This window comes from Pseudomonas sp. NPDC079367, from assembly GCF_044542195.1.
In the GTDB taxonomy this organism is placed as follows: domain Bacteria; phylum Pseudomonadota; class Gammaproteobacteria; order Pseudomonadales; family Pseudomonadaceae; genus Aquipseudomonas.
In genome coordinates, this window is the sequence record NZ_JBITTW010000032.1 from 1 (window position 1) to 24,321 (window position 24,321).

The following is a 24,321-nucleotide window of genomic DNA, read 5'->3' on the forward strand; positions in this document are numbered from 1 at the left end:
GCGGCCTTATGACCGTAGAAGTGCGGTAGTGTTCCGACAATCTAACACACGGACGCCGTCCGTTCTGTTTTCCACTGGAGAATCCCGATGGCGCTAGAACGCTCCGACGTGGAAAAAATCGCGCACCTGGCCTGCCTTGGCCTCAACGATGCCGATCTTCCGCACATTACTTCCGCCCTCAACAGCATTCTCGGGCTGGTCGACGAAATGCAGGCCGTTGATACCGACGGTATCGAGCCGTTGGCCCACCCCCTGGAAGCCAGTCAGCGCCTGCGCGCCGACGTGGTGACCGAGACGAATAATCGCGAGGCTTACCAGTCCATCGCACCAGCGGTCGAAAACGGCCTGTATCTGGTTCCGAAAGTCATCGACTAAAGGGAAAGAGCCTGCAATGCATCAAATGACTCTGGCCGAGATCGCCCGCGGTCTCGCCGATAAAAAGTTTTCCTCCGAAGAGCTGACCAAAGTCCTGCTGGCGCGTATCACCCAGCTCGACCCGCAGCTCAACAGTTTCATCAGCCTCACCGAGGATCTGGCCATCGAGCAGGCGAAAGCCGCCGATGCACGCCGGGCCAATGGTGAGAGCGGCGCCCTGCTCGGCGCGCCGATCGCCCACAAAGACCTGCTCTGCACCCAGGGCATCCGCACCAGCTGCGGCTCGAAGATGCTCGACAACTTCAAAGCACCGTATGACGCCACCGTGGTCGCGAAACTGGCCGCTGCCGGTGCAGTGACACTGGGCAAGACCAACATGGACGAATTCGCCATGGGTTCGGCCAACGAGTCGAGCTGGTACGGCGCGGTGAAAAACCCGTGGAATCTGGAACACGTGCCGGGCGGATCGTCCGGTGGTTCGGCCGCCGCTGTCGCTGCTCGCCTGTTGCCTGCCGCGACCGCCACCGACACTGGCGGCTCGATCCGTCAGCCGGCGGCATTCACCAACCTCACCGGCCTGAAACCGACCTACGGTCGCGTTTCGCGCTGGGGCATGATCGCCTACGCTTCCAGCCTCGATCAGGGTGGCCCGCTCGCGCGCACCGCTGAAGACTGCGCAATCCTGCTGCAAGGCATGGCCGGTTTCGATCAGAACGATTCGACCAGCATCGATGAGCCAGTACCGGATTACTCCGCCAGCCTCGGCGATTCCCTGCAAGGCCTGCGCATCGGCGTGCCGAAGGAATACTTCAGCGCCGGTCTCGACCCGCGCATCGCCGAACTGATCCAGAACAGCATCCAGCAGTTGCAGAAGCTCGGTGCGGTCATCAAGGAAATCAGCCTGCCGAACATGCAGCATGCGATTCCGGCGTACTACGTGATCGCCCCGGCAGAGGCTTCTTCGAACCTGTCGCGTTTCGACGGCGTGCGTTTCGGCCACCGCTGCGAGAACCCGGAAAACCTCATCGACCTGTACAAGCGCTCCCGTGGCGAAGGTTTCGGCCCTGAAGTGCAGCGCCGGATCATGGTCGGTGCCTATGCGCTGTCCGCCGGTTACTACGATGCCTACTACCTGAAAGCGCAGAAGATCCGTCGTCTGGTGAAGAACGATTTCATGGCGGCGTTCAATGAAGTCGACATCATCCTCGGCCCGACCACGCCGAACCCGGCCTGGAAACTCGGCGCGAAGAACAGCGACCCGGTCGCTGCCTATCTGGAAGACGTCTACACCATCACCGCCAACCTCGCCGGCCTGCCGGGCCTGTCGATGCCGGCCGGTTTTGTCGACGGTCTGCCGGTGGGCGTGCAGTTGCTCGCGCCGTATTTCCAGGAAGGCCGCCTGTTGAACGTTGCCCACCAGTATCAGCTCAACACTGACTGGCACACCCGCACCCCAACCGGCTTCTGAGGAGACACACATGCAATGGGAAGTCGTGATCGGGCTGGAGATTCACACTCAGCTCACCACCCGGTCGAAAATCTTTTCCGGTAGTTCCACCACGTTCGGCTCCGAGCCTAACACTCAGGCCAGCCTGATCGATCTGGGCATGCCCGGCGTGTTGCCGGTGCTGAACCAGGAAGCGGTGCGCATGGCAGTGATGTTCGGTCTGGCGATTGACGCCGAGATCGGTCAGCACAACGTGTTCGCGCGCAAGAACTACTTCTACCCGGACTTGCCGAAGGGCTACCAGATCAGCCAGATGGAATTGCCGATCGTCGGTAAAGGCCACCTGGACATCGCCCTGGAAGATGGCACGGTCAAACGTGTCGGCATCACCCGTGCGCACCTGGAAGAAGACGCCGGCAAGAGCCTGCACGAAGAATTCAACGGCGCCACCGGCATCGACCTGAACCGTGCCGGCACGCCGCTGCTGGAAATCGTTTCCGAGCCGGACATGCGCAGCGCCAAGGAGGCCGTGGCTTACGTCAAGGCGATCCACGCGCTCGTACGTTACCTCGGCATTTGTGACGGCAACATGGCTGAAGGTTCGCTGCGTTGCGACTGCAACGTGTCGATCCGTCCGAAAGGTCAGGTTGAATTCGGCACGCGCTGCGAGATCAAGAACGTCAACTCGTTCCGCTTCATCGAGAAGGCGATCAACTCCGAGATCCAGCGCCAGATCGAGCTGATCGAAGACGGCGGCAAAGTGATCCAGCAGACCCGTCTGTACGATCCGAACAAGGACGAGACCCGTCCGATGCGTTCGAAAGAGGAAGCCAACGACTACCGTTACTTCCCCGATCCGGACCTGCTGCCGGTGGTCATCGAAGAATCGTTCCTCGGCGAAGTCCGCGCCACCCTGCCGGAACTGCCACCGCAAAAGCGCGAGCGCTTCCAGAGCCAGTTCGGTCTGTCGGCCTATGACGCCAACGTGCTGGCCACCAGCCGTGAGCAAGCGGATTACTTCGAGAAAGTCGCGGCCATCGGTGGCGACGCGAAACTGGCGGCGAACTGGGTGATGGTCGAGTTGGGCAGCCTGCTCAACAAGCAGGGCCTGGACATCGACGAGTCGCCGGTTTCCGCGCAACAGCTGGGCGGCATGCTGCAGCGCATCAAGGACAACACCATCTCCGGCAAGATCGCCAAAGTGGTGTTCGAAGCGATGGCCAACGGCGAAGGCAACGCTGACGAAATCATTGAAAAGCGTGGCCTGAAGCAGGTGACCGATACCGGCGCGATCTCCGCCGTGCTCGACGAAATGCTCGCGGCCAACGCCGAACAGGTCGAACAGTACCGCGCGGCAGACGAAGCCAAACGCGGCAAAATGTTCGGCTTCTTCGTCGGCCAGGCCATGAAAGCCTCCAAAGGCAAGGCCAACCCGCAGCAGGTGAACGAATTGCTGAAAAGCAAGCTCGAAGGCTGATTCCGGCCCCGCGCTCGGGGATCGTTCCCACGCTCTGTGTGGGAATGCCGCCCCGGACGCTCCGCGTCCATTGCGGTATGACGCAGAGCGTCACGGGATGCATTCCCACGCCGGAGCGTGGGAACGATCACTTTGGAGTATTTCAATGAAACGTTTGCTCGGCGCCTGCGCCCTGCTCTCCCTGCTGGCCGGTTGCGCCAGTACCGACACCATCGACCCGCACGGTTACGACCAGACCGGCGTCGCCTCCTATTACGGAGCCAGACACCACGGTAAACGCACCGCCAGCGGCGAAGCGTTCAACCAGCATTCTCTGACTGCCGCCCACCGCCAGTTGCCGTTCGGCACGCGGGTGAAAGTCACCAACCTGAAAAACGACGAATCAGTCGTGGTCCGCATCAATGACCGTGGCCCGCACACCCGTGGCCGGCTGATCGATCTGTCGCGCGAGGCCGCCGATGAAATCGGCATGCTGCGCAGCGGCACCGCACGGGTTCGCGTGCAGGCCCTCGACTGATGGAGCACCGACCATTTTCGGACTAGCCGATCTGCCGCTGATCAACGTCATCGAACTGCTCAGCGGCCTGTGTCTTCTGATCATCGGCGCCGAGCTGATGGTGCGCGCCGCCGTACGTCTGGCCGAGCGTCTGCATGTGCGCCCGCTGATCATCGGTCTGACGATCGTCGCCCTCGGCAGCAGCGCGCCGCAAATGACCGTCAGCCTGCAAGCGGCGCTGACGGACAACCCCGACATCGCCGTCGGCAGCGTGGTCGGCAGCGGCATCTTCAACATTCTGGTGACCCTCGGCCTGTCGGCGCTGATCATCCCGCTGCGCGTGTCGCGACAATTGGTGCGCCTGGATATCCCGCTGATGATCGGCGCCAGCCTGCTGGTATTCATCCTGGCCTGGAACAAGGACCTGGGGCGTTTCGACGGCATCCTGCTGCTCGGCGCCTTGGCGCTGTACCTCGGCTTGCTGCTGCGCCAGTCGCGACATTCGACCCGCCCGCATGGCACACGACCGCAGGAGACTCGGCAATCCTGGCTGATCAGTGTGCTGATGATTCTCGCTGGCCTGGCCATGCTGGTGTTCGCCGGTCGTTTGCTGCTCGGCGCCGCTGTGGCCGTGGCCACCGACCTGGGCCTGTCGGAACGGGTCATCGGTCTGACCGTGGTCGCGGTCGGCACCTCGCTGCCGGAACTGGCGACCTCGCTGATCGCCGCGTTGCGCGGGCAGCGCGACATTGCCGTGGGCAACGTGATCGGCGCCAATCTGTTCAACCTGCTCGGGGTGCTCGGGCTGACCGCGTTGCTCGCACCGGCGCCGTTGTCCGTATCGCCCAATGCGCTGGATTTCGACCTGCCGGTGATGCTCGCCGTGGCTGCGCTGTGTCTGCCGGTGTTCTATTCCGGCTATCGCGTGACGCGGGCTGAAGGCTTGCTGCTGCTCGGTTTGTATCTGGTCTACGGGCTGCATGTGGTCTCGTTCACCACCGGCATGCCGCTGGCCGGCAAGCTCGAGCGCTTGATGCTGTTTTATGTCTTGCCGGCGCTGCTGACGTTTCTGCTGTTCACGTCGATCCGCGCCTGGCGTCGCCAACACCACAAGAGAGATGTGCCATGAGCGAATCGAAGCAGTCCGGGATTGAAATCCGTCGTCAGGTCATGGGCGATGCCTTTGTTGATCGCGCGCTGGGCAACGCCACTGAGTTCACCCAGCCGTTGCAGGATTTCGTCAATGAACATGCGTGGGGCGGAGTCTGGAATCGCGAAGGTTTGCCGCTGAAAACCCGCAGCCTGATTACCCTCGCCGCCCTGACCGCATTGAAGTGCCCCCAGGAGTTGAAGGGCCACGTGCGCGGCGCGCTGAACAATGGCTGCAGCGTGGAGGAGATTCGCGAGGCGCTGCTGCATTGCGCGGTGTATGCCGGGGTGCCGGCGGCGATCGATGCGTTTCGCGCGGCGCAGGAAGTGATCGACACTTACCAGAAAAGCTAAAAGATCGCAGCCTTCGGCAGCGCCTACAGGAGACCGCATTTCCATGTAGGAGCTGCCGAAGGCTGCGATCTTTTGATCTTGCCTTTAGATCCATCCACCCCACTGCAACACAAAGATCCCGACATTGGTGGTAATCGCCGCCATCAAGGTGGTCAGCACGATGATCGCCGCCGCCAGCTCATGATTGCCCTGCGCTGCCCGGGCCATGACGAAACTTGCCGCCGCCGTCGGGCTGCCAAAGTACAGAAACAGAATCCCCAGCTCTGCCCCACGAAAGCCCCACAACCATGCCCCCAGTGTCGCCAGCACGGGTAAACCGACCATTTTCACCAGACTGGAACTGAGCGCCATCTTGCCGCTCTTGCGCAACGCCGCGAGTGACAGCGTGCCGCCGATACAAATCAGCGCCAACGGCAACGTGGTCTGGGCCAGATACTGGCCGGAGGTTTCCAGCCAGCCCGGCAGTCCGATCTTGAAGTAAGCAAACGGCGCAGCGGAAATCACGCTGATGATCAACGGATTGCTGAACACGCTTTTGCAGATGCTCCACGGATCGGACTTGATCACCGGGCTATACACCGCCAGGACGATGGTCGACAGGGTGTTGTAGAACAGGATCACCAGCGCCGCGAGAATCGCTCCGAGGGAGATGCCGTAATCGCCATACATGCTGGCGGCGAGCGCCAGACCGATCACGCCGTTGTTGCCACGAAACGCGCCTTGGGTGTAGATGCCGCGATCTTCACGCGGACACCTGAAAATCGCCCAGCCCCAGGCGACAGCGAAACTCACCAGGGTAGCGAGGGAAAAGTAGATCAGTAGCGACGGTTGCAGCGCGGCGTGCAGGTCCGCATGGAGGATGCCGAGAAACAGCAGCGCCGGCATGGTGACGTTGAAGACCAGCGACGAGGCGGTGTGGATGAAGTTGTCGTTGATCCAGTCGATGCGCTTGAGCAGCACACCGAGAAACAGCATGGCAAACACCGGCGCGGTGATGTTCAGGGTTTCAAGAAAGATTGCCAGCATGCCGGAGAGCCTTGGGTGAGCGTCGATAGGGGGCTAATGATAAGCCACTGAACTCTATTGAAGATCAAAAGATCGCAGCCTGCGGCAGCTCCTACAGGAAAAAACGCATTCCAAGGTAGGAGCTGCCGCAGGCTGCGATCTTTTCAAGGCAACTCGGTCTCAGGTAATCGGCGCCGGGTTGAACAAGGTGATGTCGTTATGCAGCTTGTGCTTCTCCGCCCAGGTCTGTTGCTTGCCGCTCGCCACATCCAGATAGTAGTGAAACAGCTCCCAGCCCAATTCCTCGATGGTCGCGCGCCCGGTCGCAATGCGCCCGGCATCGATGTCGATCAGATCCGGCCAGCGCTGCGCCAGTTCGGTTCGTGTCGAGACCTTGACCACTGGCGCCATCGCCAGCCCGTAAGGTGTGCCACGCCCGGTGGTGAACACATGCAGGTTCATCCCGGCTGCCAGTTGCAAGGTGCCGCAGACAAAATCGCTGGCCGGCGTCGCACAGAAAATCAAACCCTTCTGCTTGAAGCGCTCGCCCGGGCCGAGCACGCCGTTGATCGCGCTGCTGCCCGACTTGACGATCGAACCCAGCGACTTCTCGACAATGTTCGATAAGCCACCCTTCTTGTTGCCCGGCGTGGTGTTGGCACTGCGATCGGCCTCGCCCTTGGCCAGGTAACGGTCGTACCAGTCCATTTCGCGCACCAGCTCTTGCGCGACGGTTTGCGTCTGCGCCCGGGAGGTCAGCAGGTAGATCGCATCGCGCACTTCGGTGACTTCGGAAAACATCACCGTCGCCCCCGCGCGCAACAGCAAATCCGAGGCATAACCCAGCGCCGGGTTGGCGGTGATGCCGGAAAATGCATCGCTGCCGCCGCATTGCATCCCGAGAATCAGCTCGGACGCGGGCACCGTTTCGCGGCGGCGCTGGTCGAGTTTCTTCAAACGGACTTCGGCCAGTTCCATGATCTGCTCAATCATTTCGGTGAAGCCGTGACTGGAGTCCTGCAAGCGATACAGCCACGGATCAGTGAGGTCCACCGAGGCATCGTCCTCGTGCATCACCTGCCCGGCCTGCAATTTCTCGCAGCCCAGGCTGATCACCAGCGCCTCGCCGCCCAGGTTCGGGTTGCGCGCCAGATTGCGCACGGTGCGGATCGGAATGTAGGCGTCGGTGGCGGTGATCGCCACGCCGCAGCCATAACTGTGGGTCAGCGCCACTACGTCATCGACGTTCGGGTACTTGGGCAGCAGCTCTTCCTTGATCCTTTTCACCGCGTGATCGAGCACGCCGGTGACGCACTGCACGGTGGTGGTGATGCCGAGAATGTTGCGCGTACCGACGGTGCCGTCGGCGTTGCGGTAACCCTCGAAGGTGAAGCCTTCCAGCGGCGCCTGCGCGTCCGGCACGTCGGTGGACAGCGGCAGGCTGTCCAGCGGCGGCGCGGTCGGCATGCGCAATTGATCTTCCTTGACCCAACTGCCGCGACGGATCGGCTGCAAGGCGTAACCGATGATCTGCCCGTAACGAATCACCGCGCCGCCTTGGGGAATATCCTCCAAGGTGACCTTGTGGCTCTGCGGTACGAAATCCACGGTGACCAGGCCATCGGCAAACTCGGTACCGGCCGGTACGCCCTGATCGTTGACCACCACTACAACGTTATCCCGCTCGTGCAGGCGGATGTAGCGCGGCGAGTCGGAATGTTCAATCAACTGCATGACGCCGCTCCTCAGGAATGCGCTTGAGACAAATTACCGGTGACTTCATTGCCACCCTTCGCTGGCGGCTCTTTCAAGACCACACGCTTGATCGGGCCGACGATTACCAGATAGCTGAACACCGCGACCAGTGCGTTGGCACCGACGAACACCAGCGCCCACTTGAACGAACCGGTGGAGCTGATGATGTAGCCGATCACGATCGGCGTGGTAATCGAAGCGATGTTGCCGAAGGTGTTGAACAGACCACCGCTCAGACCGGCGATCTGTTTTGGCGAGGTGTCGGAAACCACCGCCCAGCCCAGTGCGCCAACCCCTTTGCCGAAGAATGCCAGCGCCATGAAGCCCACGACCATCCATTCCACGTCAACATAGTTGCACGCCACGATGCTGCTCGACACCAGCAGGCCGGCGATGATCGGCGCCTTGCGGGCGAAGGTCAGTGAATGGCCCTTGCGCAGCAGGTAATCGGAAATCACCCCACCGAGCACGCCGCCGATAAAGCCGCAGATCGCCGGCAACGAAGCGATGAAACCAGCCTTGAGAATGGTCATGCCACGCTCTTGCACCAGATACACCGGGAACCAGGTCAGGAAGAAATAGGTGATGCCGTTGATGCAGTACTGGCCCAGATACACGCCAAGCATCATGCGGTTGGTCAGCAGCTGACGGATGTAATCCCACTTCGGACCGTCGGACTTCTTGCCCTTCTGATCCATGTCGACCATGCCGCCGTTGTCAGCGATGTGTTTGAACTCGGCCTCGTTGACGCGTGGGTGTTCGCGCGGGCTGTAGATGACTTTCAGCCACACCAGCGAGAACACGATACCGAGGATACCCATGACGATGAACACGTGCTCCCAGCCGAAGCTGTAGACGATCCAGCCCATCAGCGGCGCGAACAACACGGTGGCAAAGTATTGCGCCGAGTTAAAGATCGCCGAAGCGGTGCCGCGTTCAGCGGTCGGGAACCACGCCGCAACGATGCGCGCGTTGCCGGGGAACGATGGCGCTTCTGCCAGGCCCACCAGGAAGCGCAGCATGAACAGCGCAACCACTGCTGTGGACATGCCGAACTCACCGACAAAGCCTTGCAGCACGGTGAACAGCGACCAGGTGAAAATGCTCAGGGCATAGACTTTTTTCGAGCCGAAGCGATCGAGCAGCCAGCCACCGGGAATTTGCCCGGCCACGTAGGCCCAACCGAATGCGGAAAAGATATAGCCGAGGGTGACGGCGTCAATGCCCAGATCCTTCTGCAGGCTGGAGCCGGCAATGGCGATCGTGGCACGGTCGGCGTAGTTGATCGTGGTCACCAGAAACAGCATGAGCAGGATCAAATAGCGGACGTGAGTCGGCTTGGAGGATTGCATGCAGATGTACTCCCACTGATTATTTTTATGCGGGGTGAAGCTTCTTTGGTCTTGCATTTATTCCCTGTAGGAGCTGCCGAAGGCTGCGATCTTTTGATCTTGATCTTAAAAACAGGATCAAAAGATCGCAGCCTTCGGCAGCTCCTACAGGGGTATTGCGTGTATCAGGAGCCTACGTAGGCGGTTTTCACCACGGTGTAGAACTCTTGCGCATAGCGCCCCTGCTCGCGCGAGCCGTAGGACGAGCCTTTACGCCCACCGAACGGTACGTGGTAATCGACACCGGCGGTCGGCAGGTTGACCATCACCATCCCGGCCTGGGAGTGGCGCTTGAAGTGGTTGGCGTACTTCAACGAAGTGGTCGCGATGCCGGCCGACAGACCGAATTCGGTGTCGTTGGCCATCGCCAATGCTGCGTCGTAGTCCGCCACGCGCACGACGTTGGCGACCGGGCCGAAGATCTCTTCGCGGCTGATGCGCATCGACGCTTCGCTGTCGGCAAACAGGGTTGGCGCGAGGAAGTAACCCTCGGTATCGCACGTCACCACACCACCGCCACTGACCAGACGTGCACCTTCGGACTGGCCGATGTCGATGTACTTCATGTCCTGCTCAAGCTGCGCCTGGGAGACCACCGGACCGATGTCGGTGCCGGCTTTCAGCGCGTGGCCGACCTTGATCGACTTCATGCGTTCGGCCATGGCCTCAACGAACTTGTCATGAATGCCGGCAGTCACGATCAGACGGCTCGACGCGGTGCAACGCTGGCCGGTGGAGTAGAACGCGCTCTGCACCGACAGCTCGACCGCTTGCTTGAGGTCGGCGTCGTCGAGAATGATCTGCGGGTTCTTGCCGCCCATTTCCAACTGAACCTTGGCCTGACGCGAAACGCAGTTGACCGCGATCTGGCGCCCAACGCCCACCGAACCGGTGAAGCTGATGCCGTCGACTTTCGGGCTCTGCACCAGCGCATCGCCAACCACACGACCGCTGCCCATTACCAGGTTGAACACACCGGCCGGGAAGCCCGCGCGGGAGATGATTTCCGCCAGCGCCCAGGCGCAGCCCGGCACCAGATCGGCAGGTTTGAGCACGACGCAGTTGCCGTAGGCCAGGGCCGGAGCGATTTTCCACGCCGGGATGGCGATCGGGAAGTTCCACGGCGTGATCAGACCGACCACGCCGAGCGCTTCGCGGGTGACTTCGACGTTGACGCCCGGGCGTACCGACGGCACGTAGTCACCGGACAGGCGCAGGCATTCGCCGGCGAAGAACTTGAAAATGTTGCCGGCGCGGGTCACTTCACCGATCGCCTCCGGCAGGGTCTTGCCTTCTTCACGGGCCAGCAGCGTGCCGAGCTCTTCGCGACGGGCGAGGATCTCGGTGCCGACTTTATCCAGCGAATCGTGACGGGCCTGAATGCCCGAAGTGGAATAGGCCGGGAACGCAGCGCGAGCCGCGTCGATGGCGGCGTTGACCTGGGTGAGGTCAGCCTTGGCGTAGTCGCCGATGGTGTCGCTGAGTTCGGACGGGTTGATGTTGGCCGAGTAATCGGCACCGGCGACCCATTCGCCATTGATGTAGTTGTCGTAGCGTTTTGCAGTTGTCACAGGGCAGCCCTCAACTCTAAAAGCCTTTACGCAAAAAGCCGCTGATTGCTCAGCGGCCTCGCTTTTCTCGTTTACTGCGCGCCTTGCTTGTCGATCAGCGCAGCGAGCATTTCGTACTCTTCGCCGGTCAGGTCGGTCAGCGGCGCACGCACCGGACCTGCGTCATAGCCGGCGATTTTTGCACCTGCCTTGACGATGCTCACCGCGTAACCGGCCTTGCGGTTACGAATGTCCAGGTACGGCAGGAAGAAGTCGTCGATGATCTTGCCAACGGTGGCGTGATCTTCGCGAGCGATCGCATGGTAGAAGTCCATCGCGGTTTTCGGGATGAAGTTGAATACCGCCGAGGAGTAGACCGGCACGCCCAACGCCTTGTAGGCAGCGGCGTAAACTTCGGCGGTCGGCAGACCACCCAGGTAGCTGAAGCGATCACCGAGGCGGCGACGGATCGACACCATCAACTCGATATCGCCCAGGCCGTCCTTGTAGCCGATCAGGTTCGGGCAGCGCTCGGCCAGACGTTCCAGCAGCGGCGCAGTGAGGCGGCAAACGTTGCGGTTGTAGACGACCACGCCGATCTTCACCGATTTGCACACGGCTTCAACGTGCGCGGCAACACCGTCCTGGCTCGCTTCGGTCAGGTAGTGCGGGAGCAACAACAGGCCTTTGGCGCCCAGACGCTCGGCTTCCTGAGCGTATTCGATGGCCTGACGGGTCGAACCACCGACACCGGCCAGAATCGGCACGCTGGTTTCGCAGGTGTCGACGGCAGTCTTGATGATTTCCGAGTATTCGCTGGCAGCGAGGGAGAAGAACTCACCGGTGCCGCCCGCTGCGAACAGAGCCGAAGCGCCATACGGAGCCAGCCATTCCAGGCGCTTGATGTAGCCCGCGCGGTTGAAATCGCCTTGCGCGTTGAAATCGGTTACCGGGAAAGACAGCAGGCCGGCAGAGAGGATGGACTTCAGTTCTTGTGGATTCATTATTCGAACACCCTGGTAGCAACGTTTTATTGTGAGTGGACCGTTCAGCCTTCGCCGAAGTTGTAGGTCATCGTACAACTTAAAAGATAACCGTCAACTGCATTTCATCGTTGGCAGTACTTTTTTGTCGGACAAAGTCGACTTCTGCACGTTGGAAAATCGATGAAAGGCCCGTCCCGGCAGCATTTGCCGGCTGAAATATCTGGTCTGGATTCGTTTAATCGCCAAAGGACGAGCGGCTCGTAAAGTACGCCCGCTGCCACGAAGGATCGTGGCGGACCACTCAAAGGAAGCCGATATGTTCATGCATTTTGCCGCCCCCAGCCTCACAACCACCGCCACAGCGCAGGACGACTGCGTCACCGTTCAGCTCTCGCAATTGCCCGACATCCTCACCGTACAAATTCCGGATTCCAGCGATTTCGCGGCGAACTGGAGCGTCTACGCGATTCTCGGCAGCGACGCCGAGGAGCCCGAGTGGGAAGGAGATGAAGTGGACACGGGCGCCTGGGACGACGCCGAAGACGAGATGGAAAAACTTTTCGACATCGAGGTTCATCTGCCGAAAGAAGCGCTGCAACCGTACCTGAACCGCGAGGTGGAGCTGCGCTACAAGTTTCGGGACGAGTCGAGTATGGAGCCGTATTCGCTGCCGCTGAGGATGCGCATAGAGGCGTAAGAATCAGCCTCGCTGCGCCTGCGCCTCTTCATGGGCCTGGCGCAGTCTTTCGCGGCTGTTGGTCAGATGCAGGCGCATCGCCGCACGGGCGGCATCGGAATCCTGGCGGGCAATCGCGTCGTAGATTTCTTCATGCTCGCGGCTCAACCGGCCCATGTAGTGCTGCTGATCATCATGGGCCAGGCGCGCCGAGTTCAGCCGCGTACGCGGAATGATGCTGGTGCCCAGGTGGGTCATGATGTCGGTGAAATAGCGGTTGCCGGTGGACAGGGCAATTTCGAGGTGGAAAGCGAAGTCCGACGACACCGCGTCACTGGCATGCGAGGCGCTTTCGTTCAACGCGTCGAGGGCGGCGCGCATGGTTGCCAATTGTTCGGGGCTGCGACGTTGCGCGGCGAGGCCGGCGGATTCGACTTCGAGGCTGATGCGCAATTCGAGGATTGCCAGGACGTCACGCAGGGTGACGACGGTGGCCGGATCGATGCGGAAACCGCTCGGGCTCGGCGTATCGAGAACAAAGGTGCCAATGCCGTGGCGGGTTTCCACCTGGCCGGCGGCCTGCAGACGGGAAATTGCCTCGCGAACCACAGTGCGGCTGACGCCATGGGCTTCCATGATCGCCGATTCGGTGGGCAACTTGTCGCCACGCTTGAGCAGGCCATCGCGGATCTGCTCGCTCAACACCGTCACCAGTTCCTGGGCGAGGCTGCGGCGCTTGCGAGGGAGGCGCGGGGTGTCGATCAGCTTTTCCATGGTTTGTGTCTTGTCTCGAAAGTTCGGCTTGGCGCCATCATAGCTCAAGCGAGTTGTACGATCACCGTCAACACGACTTCCATGTAGGAGCTGCCGAAGGCTGCGATCTTTTGATCTTGGCTTTTCAAAATCAAAAGATCGCAGCCTTCGGCAGCTCCTACAAGGGATCCGTGGGTTCAGGCAGTCACGGGTTGCTCCACCAAATGCCCGCTGTCGATCCGCACATGCCGAGGATGGAATCGTTTCAAACTGCTTCGATGACCGACGCTGACAATACTCAACCCGGGAATCTCATCAATCAGCGCCTGATACAACGTCGCCTCATCTTCTTCATCCATCGCCGAAGTCGCCTCGTCCATGTACAGCCATTGCGGTGCATAGAGAAGTGCACGGGCGAATGCCAGGCGTTGCTGCTCACCCGGCGAGAGCATGCGCTGCCAGTGATTGGCTTCATCCAGCCGCCCGACCAGGTGTGGCAAACGACAGGTTTCCAGCACTTGTGCATAACGTTCCGGGGCGTAGGTGTCGCCAGGCTGTGGATAACTCAGCGCTTCACGCAACGTGCCGATCGGCAGATAAGGTTTCTGCGGCAGGAACAGATAGCGCGCTGCCGGCAAACGAATATTGCCGTGCCCCGCCGGCCACAAATGCCCCATCGCCCGCAGCAATGTGGATTTGCCACTGCCGGACCGCCCGCTGAGCATCACCCGCTCACCCGGTTCAACGGTCATGTCGGCGTCGGTCAGCAGGTGACGACCGTCAGCCAGGTCAAGGCCGAGGCCCTTCACTTGCAATTCGCTGCCCTGATTCTGCACATCAATGGCCGGAGTGCGCTGTTCGTTGTCGGACATCGCCTGACGGAAACTCAGCAGACGATCACAGGTGGCGCGCCATGCAGCCAGATCCGAGTAGGCGGTGATGAACCAGCTGAAGTTCTCCTGCACGTTGCCGAACGCCGAGTTGATTTGCATCAGCTCGCCCAGCTCGATCTTGCCGGACAGGTAGCGCGGCGCCGCGACAATGAACGGGAAAATAATCGCGATCTGACCATAACCGGACGTGAAGAACGTCAGGCGCTTGGACACGCGCATGATGTCCCAGAAGTTGTGCCAGACCAGCCCGAAACGGCTGCTCAAGCGGCGGTTTTCATTCGGCTCGCCGTTGTACAGCGCAATACTCTCGGCATTCTCGCGCACCCGCACCATGGAGAAACGCAGGTCGGCCTCGAAGCGTTGCTGCTGATTGTTCAGGCCGATCAAGCGGCGGCCGATGAGGTGCGTCAGCCAACTGCCGACGGCTGCATAGAGCAGCGCACACCAGAACATGTAGCCTGGAATCTCGATGCCAAACACTTCGATGCTGCCGGACACGCCCCACAAAATGATCGAGAACGACACCAGACTGACAATCGTGCGCAGCAGCCCGAGGCCCAGGCTCAGGGTGTTGGCGGTGTAGGTATTGAGGTCTTCGGAAATCCGCTGGTCGGGGTTATCGGTGTAACCGCCCTGCTCCAGCTGGTAATAGTTCTTGTGGTCGAGCCAGCGCTTGAAGTGCTTTTCGGTCAGCCACGCCCGCCAGCGGATGGTCAGCATCTGCGTCAGGTACAGGCGATACACCGCGCCAAGAATCGCTACCGCAGCGATACCGCAGAAATACAGGATCAACTGCCAGAACGCCGCCTCATCCTTTTTTTGCAGGGCGTTGTAGAAATCCTTGTACCAACTGTTGATCCACACCGAGATGGCCACGCTGAACAACGTCAGCGCAATCACGGCAATCAGCAACGTCCAGGCCTTGCCCTTCTCTTCACTGCGCCAGTAAGGCGTGGTCATCGCCCATACTTTGCGAAAAAACTGCCCGCGCACAGCATCGTTGACCGCGGAGTATTCAGCGTTCTGATTCATGGATAAGGCTCGATAAAGATAAGAACAGACACGCACCGATCATAGATGATCGGTGCGTTTCATCGCGAGGGCTGGCGATAGTCGTTCAGCGCAGGTTCAGCGACGAACCGGACGCTTCTGCAGTTTGCGCTGCAGGGTGCGGCGGTGCATGCCCAAGGCGCGGGCAGTGGCAGAGATATTGCCTTCGTGCTCGGTGAGCACGCGCTGGATGTGCTCCCACTGCAGGCGGTCGACCGACATCGGGTTTTCCGGCACCAGACTGTCGAGGTCGGCGTGCTCGGAGAGCAACGCAGCCAGCACGTCGTCAGCGTCGGCCGGCTTGCACAGGTAGTTGCAGGCACCGCGCTTGATCGCCTCGACCGCAGTGGCAATGCTCGAATAACCGGTGAGGATCACCACGCGCATTTCCGGATCAAGTTCGAGCAGCTTGGGCAGCAGGACAAGTCCGGAGTCACCGTCCATTTTCAGGTCCAGCGCGGCGTAATCCGGCAGATCGGCCTGGGCGATGGTCAGGCCTTCTTCGGCGGAACCGGCGGTGCTGACGCGAAAGCCACGGCGGGCCATGGCGCGCGCCATCACGCGGGTGAAGGTCGCGTCGTCGTCGACCAGCAGCAGATGCGGCAGTTCTTCGCCTTCGACTTGGATTTCGTCACTCATGTTAGGTCTCCTCGGGCGCCGTGGGGCAGGCGCAGCTCGGTGAGCGTGCCGCCTTCCTCATGACTATAGAGTTTCACTGAGCCGCCGGCGCGTGTCACGCTGGCCTTGCTCAAAAACAGGCCCAGGCCGAAACCTTTGCCCTTGGTGGTAAAAAACGGTTTGCCGATCTGCTCGGCAATGGCCAGCGGCACACCGGCGCCGTGGTCGCGAATGCTGATGGTCAGCGTTTCCGCATCCCAATCCAGGGTGACCTGAAGGTTTTCCGGGCAGGCGTCGGCGGCATTGTTCAGCAGATTGAGCAGCGCCTGGGTCAGATCCGGCGGCGGCGCCATGCGCGGCACGCTGCCCTGGCCGAGACGCTGGAAGCGATAACTGGCCTCCGGGCGCATCAAGTGCCAGCGGTTCAGCGCTTCATCGAGCCAGTCGGTGACGTCCTGCATTTCGACTGCCAGACGCCGGTTGGCCTCGGCGGCACGCACCAGTTGCTGCAAGGTTTCCTTGCACAACTTGACCTGATCCTGCAGCACCTTGAGATCGTCCTGCAACATCGGGTCGGGATGGTCCTGCTGCATTTCCTTGAGCAGCACGCTCATGGTCGCCAGCGGCGTGCCCAACTCATGCGCGGCACCGGCGGCCTGGGTTGCAACGGCGAGTAACTGCTGATCGCGCAGACCCTCTTCACGGCGAATTGCGCGCAATTCTTCTTGCCGGCGCAGCTCTTCAGCCATGCGCGCGGCGAAGAAGGTAATCACCGCAGCAGCCAGCGCAAAGCTCAGCCACATGCCGTAGATCTGCAGATTCTCGCGGGCTACCGGCAAGGTTTCCAGCGGATAGAAACGCGTCAGCATCACGGTGTACAGCGCCAGCGCAATGCCCGAGAGGATCACCGAATAGCGCCACGGCAGCGTCACCGCCGCGATGGTCAGCGGCACCAGATAATAGGAAACGAACGGGTTGGTCGAACCGCCGGAGAAGTACAGCAGCGCACTGTGGATCACCAGATCGCAGGCCAGTTGCAGCGCATATTCAAGCTCGGTCACCGGCCACGACGTGCGCAGGCGCACAGCGGTGAACACGCAGAGCAGAATCGAGCAGCCCAGGGTCATCGCCAGTTGCACCCACGGCAACGGCAACAATTGCAGCCAATACGCCAGGCCCACCGACCCGGCCTGCGCGGCGAGCACCAGGGTGCGGATAAAAGTCAGCCGCCAGAGGTTCTGGCGAGTGGCGGAAGTCAGTTGTACGGGGGCGAGCATGAGCTCTCCTGATGAGCGCTCCAGGCGGATCGCACGGAGTATAACCAAGGCGCGGGCGTGAGAGGCGAAAGTGCGGCAAACGACCACATGGCAAATTCTTCTCCGGCGGCTGATACAACGCATCGTGGGAGCGAGCCTGCTCGCGAAGGGCTGCGCAGCTGCCCCGGCAACTGTATAGAAGTTGTAACTGGGCGAACCGGATCGTAGAAGTTAGAATCTGATGGTTCACGCAGGCCGCGACCCATCACCTGCGCCTCATTCAAGGAGCCTTCATGCACACATTTCGCCGCAGCGCCGCCCTCCTCGCTCTGACCGTCGGCAGCGTCGCCAGCCTTCCGGCGCTGGCCGCCGATGAGCTGCATTACAACCAGATTTCCCTGCGCGCCGAAGTCAGCCAGGAAGTGGCCCGCGACCAGATGATCGTGACCCTCTACACCGAAGAGCAGAACACCGACCCGGCCAAACTCGCCGCCGCCATCAGCACCACCATGAACAAGGCCACCGCCCAGGCCAAACAAGTCAAAGACATCACCCTGCGCACCGGCAGCCGCAACAGCTATCCGATCTACGACACCAAAGGCCAGAAGATCACCGGCTGGCGTGAACGCGCCGAACTGCGCCTGGAAAGCACCGACTTCGCCGCCCTGTCCAAACTCACCGGCGAGTTGCTGACCGACCTGAAAATGGGCGGCATGGACTTCGCCATCGCCGACCCGACCCGCAAGGCCAGCGAAGACCAACTGCTCAAAGAAGCCGTCACCGCCTTCAAGACCCGCGCCCAACTGGCCACCGACGCCCTGGGCGGCAAGGGCTACAAAATCGTCAACCTGAACCTCAACAGCAACGGTTACCCACAACCGTACCTGCGCGCGCCGATGATGATGAAAGCCGCGGCCATGGATTCGGCGCCGGTAACCCCGGAAGTCGAAGCCGGCACCAGTCAGGTCGGCATGACCGCTGATGGCTCGATTGAAGTGTTGATGCAGTGATTTGATGTGAGCCGAATGAAAGCCGCCGATCGGTGAATGATCGGCGGTTTTTTTGTGCCGGGGATTTGTGGTGAATGTTCCACCGCTTTCGCGAGCAGGCTCACTTCCACAGAAAAGCAAAAGCAAAAGATCGCAGCCTTCGGCAGCTCCTACACAATGAGCGCAAGCTCGAGTGCTCTTGATCTTGATCCACCGGCGACGTCGGAAGGCTGAGTGGAGGGATTGATCAGGGCGTGGGAGCGCAGCGACCGTCTGGCGCAGCCAGACACAGCGCAAGGAGGTGCAGCGAAGCAAACCGGAGCCGCTGCGCCCGGATCAGTCCCGGAGCGAAGGAACCCGAGCCTGCGAGGGCCGAACGCAGGAGCAAGCGTTTTGGGTTACCTTTTTGCTGGGCCGGCACTCCGGCGTTTGAAAAAGGTGACTCGCCGTAAGGGCGAAACCGTAATCAGCAACACCCGCAGAAACGGATATACACCCAACCCCCCAAGAGCCTGGTCGGCCCAAAGGCCGCCAAGGTGCCACCAACGGAAACACCCAGTTGCACCAAGTAAAACTCCCCCGATCCCTGCCCCAATCCACCCCACCCAAGCCCACCCCAAAAACCTCTCAACCTCGCCCATCCCCAAGGGTATAAATAAGTAACACCAAGCCCCACCCAAGCGCACCCGACACCTCCAACGCACCATTTCAGTGCCCCGAATGCACCGCAAAAACCACTCGCAAACGGTCAAATGCGTCAAAAGTTACACGGATGCGACATTAAGGTACGTTCGTGCCACGGTTTAACGCCGCCGACCGCTCTGGATCTTGCATTGGGTATGGCCCCTGCATAAGTATCCGCAGGCACGACTCACGAGGTCGTACCTCACTACTAAAAAATGACAACAAATCATGAGGCCAACATGCTTAAACACGCGGTCATTCCGTTTTTAGTCGGCGCAGGCTTGTTAGCCTCCGCACCGTTCGCATCCGCTGCGACTAACCTGGTGTTCTGCTCCGAAGGGAGCCCGGCCGGTTTCGACCCAGGCCAGTACACCACCGGAACCGACTTCGACGCCTCAGCCGAAACCATGTTCAATCGCCTGACCCAGTTCGAGCGCGGCGGCACCGCCGTGATTCCTGGCCTGGCGACCAAGTGGGACATTTCCGACGATGGCCTGACTTACACCTTCCACCTGCGCGAAGGCGTCAAGTTCCACACCACCCCGTATTTCAAGCCGACTCGTGAATTCAACGCCGACGACGTGCTGTTTACGTTCAACCGCATGATCAACAAGGACGACCCGTTCCGTAAGGCGTACCCGACCGAATTCCCGTACTTCACCGACATGGGGATGGACACCAACATCACCAAGATCGATAAAGTCGACGACCACACCGTCAAGTTCACCCTGAAAGAAGTCGACGCCGCGTTCATCCAGAACATGGCGATGAGCTTCGCCTCCGTGCAGTCCGCCGAGTACGCGGCCCAACTGCTCAAGGATGGCAAAGCCGCCGATATCAACCAGAAGCCGATCGGCACTGGCCCGTTCGTGTTCAAGAGCTACCAGAAAGACTCGAACATCCGTTACACCGGCAACAAGGATTACTGGAAGCCTAAAGATGTGAAGATCGACAACCTGATCTTTGCCATCACCACTGACCCGTCGGTGCGTATCCAGAAACTGAAAAAGAACGAGTGCCAGGTCACCCTGTTCCCGCGTCCGGCGGATCTGAAAGCGCTCAAAGAAGACAAGTCGCTGAAGATGCCGGATCAGGCCGGCTTCAACCTTGGCTACATCGCCTACAACGTGATGGACAAGGTCAAGGGCAGCAACGAGGCCAACCCGCTGGCTGACCTGCGTGTGCGTCAGGCGCTGGACATGGCCGTGAACAAGCCGCAGATCATCGATTCGGTTTACCAGGGCGCGGGCCAGCTGGCCGTCAACGCCATGCCGCCGACCCAGTGGTCTTACGACACCACGATCAAAGACGCCAAGTACGATCCTGAGAAAGCCAAACAGCTGCTCAAGGAAGCCGGCGTCAAGGAAGGTACCGAGATCGTCCTGTGGGCGATGCCTGTACAGCGTCCATACAACCCGAACGCCAAACTGATGGCTGAAATGCTCCAGTCCGACTGGGCCAAGATCGGCTTGAAAGTGAAGATCACCAGCTACGAGTGGGGCGAGTACATCAAGCGCTCCAAAGGTGGCGAGAACCAGGCCATGATCATTGGCTGGAGCGGTGACAATGGTGATCCGGACAACTGGCTGAACGTGCTGTTCGGCTGCGACTCCCTCAGCGGCAACAACTTCTCCAAGTGGTGCGACAAGAAGTTCGACGGTCTGGTGAAAGAAGCCAAACGCACGACCGATCAGGGCAAGCGCACCGAACTGTACAAACAGGCGCAACACGTCCTCAAAGATGCAGTCCCGATGACACCTATCGCTCACTCGACGGTGTACCAACCCATGCGCGCCAACGTGCAGGATTTCAAGATCAGCCCATTCGGCTTGAATTCTTTCTACGGCGTCAGCGTCAGCAAGTAAGGCATTGCAACGGCGGCGTTTCTGACGTCGCCGTTGTTTTATCTACCGGGTAAACAGGAAAAGGCCTACACCAAAATCCGTAGTAGATGATTGCTTCGGTATTGGCGCGTCGACTTTTCCTACGAGCATTAAGGCAATTACGTATTTACTGCCAGAAGCACGGTGCCTACCGTCGCGTACTGACCAGTTTCTGCGTGGGCCACCGGTTTGCCGTACGTCATGGTTTGAGCTCAATGCTGCCTGAACGTCTGTGGATGAGACGACGGCGCATTGCACAACACTAAAAAGAGGGAGCGTCATGCGCCATACCTTGAAGTTTTCCGCATTGCTGGGGGCTGGCCTGTTGGCCGCGTCGTCCGCCAGTTTCGCCGCACCGAAAAGCCTGGTGTTCTGCTCGGAAGGCAGCCCGGCGGGTTTCGATACCGCGCAATACACGACGGCCACCGATAACGACGCCGCCGAACCGCTGTACAACCGACTGGTCGAGTTCGAAAAAGGCGCGACCAATGTCGTACCTGGCCTGGCAACCACATGGGATATTTCCGAGGATGGTCTGAAATACACCTTTCACCTGCGTGAAGGTGTGAAATTTCATACGACTCCTTATTTCAAGCCAACCCGCGACTTCAACGCCGACGACGTGCTGTTCACGTTCAATCGCATGCTTGATGCGCAACAGCCGTTTCGTAAGGCTTACCCGACCGAATTCCCGTATTTCAACGGGATGAGCCTGAACAAGAACATCGCCAAGGTCGAGAAGACCGGGCCGCTGACCGTGGAGTTCACGCTCAACAGCGTCGACGCCGCGTTCATTCAGAACATCGCCATGAGCTTCGCCGCGATCCTGTCTGCCGAGTACGCCGACAAGCTGTTGGCCGAAGGCAAGCCGAGCGATATCAACCAGAAACCGATCGGCACCGGGCCGTTCGTGTTCAAGAGTTATCAGAAAGATTCGAACATCCGTTACACGGCTAATAAACAGTATTGGGACCCGAGCCGGGTCAAGCTCGACAATCTGATATTCGCTATCAACACCGATGCCTCGGTACGCGTGCAGAAGCTCAAGGCCAACGAGTGCCAGATCACCCTGCACCCACGCCCTGCCGACGTTGAAGCGTTGAAAACCGATCCGAAGCTGCAACTGATTTCCAAGCCGGGCTTCAACCTCGGCTACATCGCCTACAACGTCCGCCACAAGCCTTTCGACCAGCTCGAAGTGCGCCAGGCGCTGGACATGGCGGTGAATAAACAGGGAATTCTCAACGCTGTTTATCAGGGCGCCGGCCAACTGGCCGTCAACGCCATGCCACCGACCCAGTGGTCCTACGATGACACCATCAAAGACGCCGCCTACAACCCGGAAAAAGCCAAAGAGCTGCTCAAGGCTGCCGGTGTGAAAGAAGGCACCGAGATCACCCTGTGGGCGATGCCGGTGTAGCGTCCCTACAACCCGAACGCCAAACTGATGGCCGAAATGCTCCAGTCCGACTGGGCCAAGATCGGTCTGAAAGTGAAGATCGTCAGCTACGAATGGGGCGAGTACATCAAGCGCACCAAGAACGGCGAGCATGATGTCAGCCTGATCGGTTGGACCGGTGACAATGGGGATCCGGACAACTGGCTGGGTACGCTGTACAGCTGCGACGCCATCGGCGGCAACAACTACTCCATGTGGTGCGACCCGGCGTACGACAAGCTGATCAAGCAGGCCAAGGTCGTTACCGACCGCGAACAGCGCACCGTGCTTTATAAACAGGCCCAGCAATTGCTTAAACAGCAAGTGCCGATCACGCCAGTCGCCCACTCGACGGTCAACCAACCGTTAAGCACCCGGGTCGAAGGGTTCAAAGTCAGCCCGTTCGGCCGCAACGTATTTTCGGGCGTCAGTATCGATTAAACCCACCGATTAGCCGCAATGCTGAGGGGAGCCGTCTACTCCCCTCACGCAAGCGCTTTGCCGAAATTCACCAATCCGGCTTTTTGCAAACGTTTGCGATGTGTGAACGAGTTCTAAACCAATAACCGGACTACCAAAAAAAGCCGGGATAAAAAGAAAGTAAAGGAGCTTCACCCATGAAACTGAGCAGCACCGCGATACTGGCCCTGGCCATCAGCAGCATCACCGCGACGGCGTATGCCGAACCTGCAAGTCAGGAATTCGTCCCTACCACACTGGCCGGCAGCAGCGCCCAAAGCGAGGCCAAAGGCTTTATCGATGGACAAAGCCTGGGCGGCACAACCCGCAACTGGTATGCCAACGAACTGAAGCGTCGTGATGACCGTTTCAGCTACGTGAAAAACAGCGACAAGAACACGTCGCCATTGGTCAAGACGCCGACTGCGCGTCGCATCAACTGGGTACAGGGCACCATCGTCAACTACACCTCGGGCTTCACCCAAGGCACCGTTGGCGTGAGCACCGAAGTCGCCGCTTACAACGCCATTGTGCTTGACGGTGACCGCAAGAACATCGCCGGCGGCTCCAACCGTACTCTGGCCGATTCCGACGGCGACGCCGTTGACCAGTGGAGCAAACTGGGCCTGGCCAACGTCAAGTTCCGCGTGTCCAACACCACCCTGACTGCCGGCCGCCAGAACTTCAGCACGCCGATCGTGGATGTCATCGGCAACCGTCCGCTGCCTTCGAGCTTTGAAGGTATCAGCCTGCACAGCGAGGAATTCAACAACCTGTCGTTCGACCTGGGCGGGTTTGACCGCGTCTCGCCGCGTACTGAGCAGAGCCTGTCGAAATTCCGCACCGAATATTCGCAAACGGGCGTGGAGACCGACAAGGTCTACACCGCAGGCGTGAACTACCAGCCGCTGAAGAGCCTGAAAACCAGCCTCTATGTCGCCAATGTCGAAGATTTCTGGAACCAGTACTACTTCGGCGGCACCCACGAACTGGGTGACAGCCAGGTGCTGAGCCTGACCACCGGTCTGAACTACTACAAGACCGTCGATGAAGGCAAAAAACTGATGGGCAACATCGACAACGATACCTACTCGCTGTCGCTGGGTCTGACTCACCAGGCTCACAGCCTGACGTTCTCGTATCAGGAAGTTAACGGTAACGAGTACTTCGATTACCTGCACGAAACCAACGGCATCTACCTGGCCAACTCCCTGCTGTCGGACTTCAACGGCCCGAACGAGAAGTCCTTCCAGATTGCCTACGGCATCAACATGGCCGAGTACGGTGTGCCAGGCCTGAAGTTCAACATCTACCAGGCACGCGGCTGGGGCATCGACGGTACTCACTACCGTGGCACCGCCTACACCGACCCGGGCGCCAAGCGCGGCGACCTGAGCCTGATGGATGGCGAGTCCCACTACGAATACGGTGTCGGGGCTTCCTACGCTGTGCAAAGTGGCCCGCTCAAAGCCACTGCAATTCGCGCGACGTACACCACTCACCGCGCCAGCGAGCATCAGGCTGACGGCAACATCAACGAGTTCCGTCTCGTGACCACCATCCCGTTCAACATTCTGTAAAAACGCCAACCGACGGCTGACTCATGATGAGTCGGCCGTTCGGTTTTCTGTCTTCAA

Annotated in this window: 19 protein-coding genes and 1 pseudogene; 11 read left to right on the plus strand and 9 right to left on the minus strand. The window is 60.0% G+C overall.

Annotation, left to right across the window (positions count from 1 at the left end):
- The first annotated feature begins 87 nt into the window (after positions 1–87).
- From gatC to ACIGDJ_RS20970, 6 genes are all read left to right on the plus strand, one after another.
- On the plus strand, positions 88–375 hold the full coding sequence (gene gatC, locus ACIGDJ_RS20945) for an Asp-tRNA(Asn)/Glu-tRNA(Gln) amidotransferase subunit GatC (RefSeq protein ID WP_024011606.1): 288 nt from the start codon (positions 88–90) through the stop codon (positions 373–375).
- A 16-nt stretch (positions 376–391) separates the two neighbouring features.
- Positions 392–1,843 carry an Asp-tRNA(Asn)/Glu-tRNA(Gln) amidotransferase subunit GatA gene (gatA, locus tag ACIGDJ_RS20950; protein ID WP_397480109.1) on the plus strand — a complete coding sequence of 484 codons (1,452 nt, stop codon included), beginning with the start codon at positions 392–394 and terminating at the stop codon, positions 1,841–1,843.
- A 10-nt stretch (positions 1,844–1,853) separates the two neighbouring features.
- Positions 1,854–3,299: an Asp-tRNA(Asn)/Glu-tRNA(Gln) amidotransferase subunit GatB gene (gatB, locus tag ACIGDJ_RS20955; protein ID WP_101159229.1), complete on the plus strand. Its 1,446-nt coding sequence runs from the start codon at positions 1,854–1,856 to the stop codon at positions 3,297–3,299.
- A 145-nt stretch (positions 3,300–3,444) separates the two neighbouring features.
- Entirely contained in the window at positions 3,445–3,816 is a 372-nt protein-coding gene (locus tag ACIGDJ_RS20960) for a septal ring lytic transglycosylase RlpA family protein (protein WP_101159228.1), read from the plus strand.
- Positions 3,817–3,847: 31 nt separating this feature from the next.
- Complete coding sequence (locus ACIGDJ_RS20965) at positions 3,848–4,924, plus strand: calcium/sodium antiporter (protein ID WP_397480110.1); 1,077 nt, start codon at positions 3,848–3,850, stop codon at positions 4,922–4,924.
- Positions 4,921–5,298, plus strand: coding sequence for a carboxymuconolactone decarboxylase family protein (locus ACIGDJ_RS20970; RefSeq protein WP_101159227.1), 378 nt, complete (start codon positions 4,921–4,923; stop codon positions 5,296–5,298). The genes ACIGDJ_RS20965 and ACIGDJ_RS20970 overlap by 4 nt, the downstream gene beginning before the upstream one ends.
- Positions 5,299–5,382: 84 nt before the next feature.
- On the opposite strand, the gene ACIGDJ_RS20975 is transcribed toward ACIGDJ_RS20970, so the two are convergent.
- From ACIGDJ_RS20975 to kdgD, 5 genes are all read right to left on the minus strand, one after another.
- The gene (locus ACIGDJ_RS20975; protein WP_101159226.1) at positions 5,383–6,324 is read right to left on the minus strand and encodes an AEC family transporter; all 942 of its coding nucleotides are present in this window, start codon (positions 6,322–6,324) and stop codon (positions 5,383–5,385) included.
- Positions 6,325–6,483: 159 nt separating this feature from the next.
- Positions 6,484–8,037: a galactarate dehydratase gene (gene garD, locus ACIGDJ_RS20980; RefSeq protein ID WP_397480108.1), complete on the minus strand. Its 1,554-nt coding sequence runs from the start codon at positions 8,035–8,037 to the stop codon at positions 6,484–6,486.
- An 11-nt stretch (positions 8,038–8,048) separates the two neighbouring features.
- Positions 8,049–9,410 carry an MFS transporter gene (locus tag ACIGDJ_RS20985; RefSeq protein ID WP_101159224.1) on the minus strand — a complete coding sequence of 454 codons (1,362 nt, stop codon included), beginning with the start codon at positions 9,408–9,410 and terminating at the stop codon, positions 8,049–8,051.
- A gap of 164 nt (positions 9,411–9,574) precedes the next feature.
- Complete coding sequence (locus tag ACIGDJ_RS20990) at positions 9,575–11,020, minus strand: aldehyde dehydrogenase family protein (protein WP_312995149.1); 1,446 nt, start codon at positions 11,018–11,020, stop codon at positions 9,575–9,577.
- Positions 11,021–11,091: 71 nt separating this feature from the next.
- The gene (gene kdgD, locus ACIGDJ_RS20995; RefSeq protein ID WP_042557640.1) at positions 11,092–12,003 is read right to left on the minus strand and encodes a 5-dehydro-4-deoxyglucarate dehydratase; all 912 of its coding nucleotides are present in this window, start codon (positions 12,001–12,003) and stop codon (positions 11,092–11,094) included.
- Positions 12,004–12,301: 298 nt separating this feature from the next.
- On the opposite strand from kdgD, the gene ACIGDJ_RS21000 reads away from it, so the two are divergent.
- Entirely contained in the window at positions 12,302–12,682 is a 381-nt protein-coding gene (locus tag ACIGDJ_RS21000; RefSeq protein ID WP_101159222.1) for a hypothetical protein, read from the plus strand.
- Positions 12,683–12,685: 3 nt separating this feature from the next.
- On the opposite strand, the gene ACIGDJ_RS21005 is transcribed toward ACIGDJ_RS21000, so the two are convergent.
- The 4 genes from ACIGDJ_RS21005 to ACIGDJ_RS21020 form a co-directional block, all read right to left on the minus strand.
- Positions 12,686–13,435, minus strand: coding sequence for a FadR/GntR family transcriptional regulator (locus ACIGDJ_RS21005; RefSeq protein WP_178081198.1), 750 nt, complete (start codon positions 13,433–13,435; stop codon positions 12,686–12,688).
- A gap of 176 nt (positions 13,436–13,611) precedes the next feature.
- Entirely contained in the window at positions 13,612–15,339 is a 1,728-nt protein-coding gene (locus ACIGDJ_RS21010) for an ABC transporter ATP-binding protein/permease (protein WP_101159221.1), read from the minus strand.
- A gap of 96 nt (positions 15,340–15,435) precedes the next feature.
- A complete protein-coding gene (locus ACIGDJ_RS21015) occupies positions 15,436–15,996 on the minus strand; it encodes a response regulator transcription factor (protein WP_003221630.1) in 561 nt (186 codons plus the stop codon).
- Positions 15,993–17,252 carry an ATP-binding protein gene (locus tag ACIGDJ_RS21020; protein WP_101159220.1) on the minus strand — a complete coding sequence of 420 codons (1,260 nt, stop codon included), beginning with the start codon at positions 17,250–17,252 and terminating at the stop codon, positions 15,993–15,995. Before ACIGDJ_RS21020 ends, ACIGDJ_RS21015 begins: the two co-directional genes overlap by 4 nt.
- Positions 17,253–17,524: 272 nt before the next feature.
- Here ACIGDJ_RS21020 and ACIGDJ_RS21025 point away from each other — a divergent pair, with 272 nt between their 5' ends.
- From ACIGDJ_RS21025 to ACIGDJ_RS21040, 4 genes and pseudogenes are all read left to right on the plus strand, one after another.
- On the plus strand, positions 17,525–18,241 hold the full coding sequence (locus ACIGDJ_RS21025) for an SIMPL domain-containing protein (RefSeq protein WP_101159219.1): 717 nt from the start codon (positions 17,525–17,527) through the stop codon (positions 18,239–18,241).
- A 902-nt stretch (positions 18,242–19,143) separates the two neighbouring features.
- Entirely contained in the window at positions 19,144–20,769 is a 1,626-nt protein-coding gene (locus ACIGDJ_RS21030; protein WP_397504607.1) for an ABC transporter substrate-binding protein, read from the plus strand.
- A gap of 298 nt (positions 20,770–21,067) precedes the next feature.
- Positions 21,068–22,666, plus strand: a pseudogene (locus ACIGDJ_RS21035) (ABC transporter substrate-binding protein).
- Positions 22,667–22,842: 176 nt separating this feature from the next.
- Positions 22,843–24,264 carry an OprD family porin gene (locus tag ACIGDJ_RS21040; protein ID WP_101157998.1) on the plus strand — a complete coding sequence of 474 codons (1,422 nt, stop codon included), beginning with the start codon at positions 22,843–22,845 and terminating at the stop codon, positions 24,262–24,264.
- Positions 24,265–24,321: the final 57 nt, after the last annotated feature.

Excerpts from the sequence above, each read along its gene's own strand:
- gatC (WP_024011606.1), top strand. The coding sequence starts at position 88 with ATGGCGCTAGAACGCTCCGACGTGGAAAAAATCGCGCACCTGGCCTGC.
- gatA (WP_397480109.1), top strand. The coding sequence starts at position 392 with ATGCATCAAATGACTCTGGCCGAGATCGCCCGCGGTCTCGCCGATAAA.
- gatB (WP_101159229.1), top strand. The coding sequence starts at position 1,854 with ATGCAATGGGAAGTCGTGATCGGGCTGGAGATTCACACTCAGCTCACC.
- ACIGDJ_RS20960 (WP_101159228.1), top strand. The coding sequence starts at position 3,445 with ATGAAACGTTTGCTCGGCGCCTGCGCCCTGCTCTCCCTGCTGGCCGGT.
- ACIGDJ_RS20970 (WP_101159227.1), top strand. The coding sequence starts at position 4,921 with ATGAGCGAATCGAAGCAGTCCGGGATTGAAATCCGTCGTCAGGTCATG.
- ACIGDJ_RS20975 (WP_101159226.1), bottom strand. The coding sequence starts at position 6,324 with ATGCTGGCAATCTTTCTTGAAACCCTGAACATCACCGCGCCGGTGTTT.
- garD (WP_397480108.1), bottom strand. The coding sequence starts at position 8,037 with ATGCAGTTGATTGAACATTCCGACTCGCCGCGCTACATCCGCCTGCAC.
- ACIGDJ_RS20985 (WP_101159224.1), bottom strand. The coding sequence starts at position 9,410 with ATGCAATCCTCCAAGCCGACTCACGTCCGCTATTTGATCCTGCTCATG.
- kdgD (WP_042557640.1), bottom strand. The coding sequence starts at position 12,003 with ATGAATCCACAAGAACTGAAGTCCATCCTCTCTGCCGGCCTGCTGTCT.
- ACIGDJ_RS21000 (WP_101159222.1), top strand. The coding sequence starts at position 12,302 with ATGTTCATGCATTTTGCCGCCCCCAGCCTCACAACCACCGCCACAGCG.
- ACIGDJ_RS21005 (WP_178081198.1), bottom strand. The coding sequence starts at position 13,435 with ATGGAAAAGCTGATCGACACCCCGCGCCTCCCTCGCAAGCGCCGCAGC.
- ACIGDJ_RS21010 (WP_101159221.1), bottom strand. The coding sequence starts at position 15,339 with ATGAATCAGAACGCTGAATACTCCGCGGTCAACGATGCTGTGCGCGGG.
- ACIGDJ_RS21015 (WP_003221630.1), bottom strand. The coding sequence starts at position 15,996 with ATGAGTGACGAAATCCAAGTCGAAGGCGAAGAACTGCCGCATCTGCTG.
- ACIGDJ_RS21020 (WP_101159220.1), bottom strand. The coding sequence starts at position 17,252 with ATGCTCGCCCCCGTACAACTGACTTCCGCCACTCGCCAGAACCTCTGG.
- ACIGDJ_RS21025 (WP_101159219.1), top strand. The coding sequence starts at position 17,525 with ATGCACACATTTCGCCGCAGCGCCGCCCTCCTCGCTCTGACCGTCGGC.
- ACIGDJ_RS21030 (WP_397504607.1), top strand. The coding sequence starts at position 19,144 with ATGCTTAAACACGCGGTCATTCCGTTTTTAGTCGGCGCAGGCTTGTTA.
- ACIGDJ_RS21040 (WP_101157998.1), top strand. The coding sequence starts at position 22,843 with ATGAAACTGAGCAGCACCGCGATACTGGCCCTGGCCATCAGCAGCATC.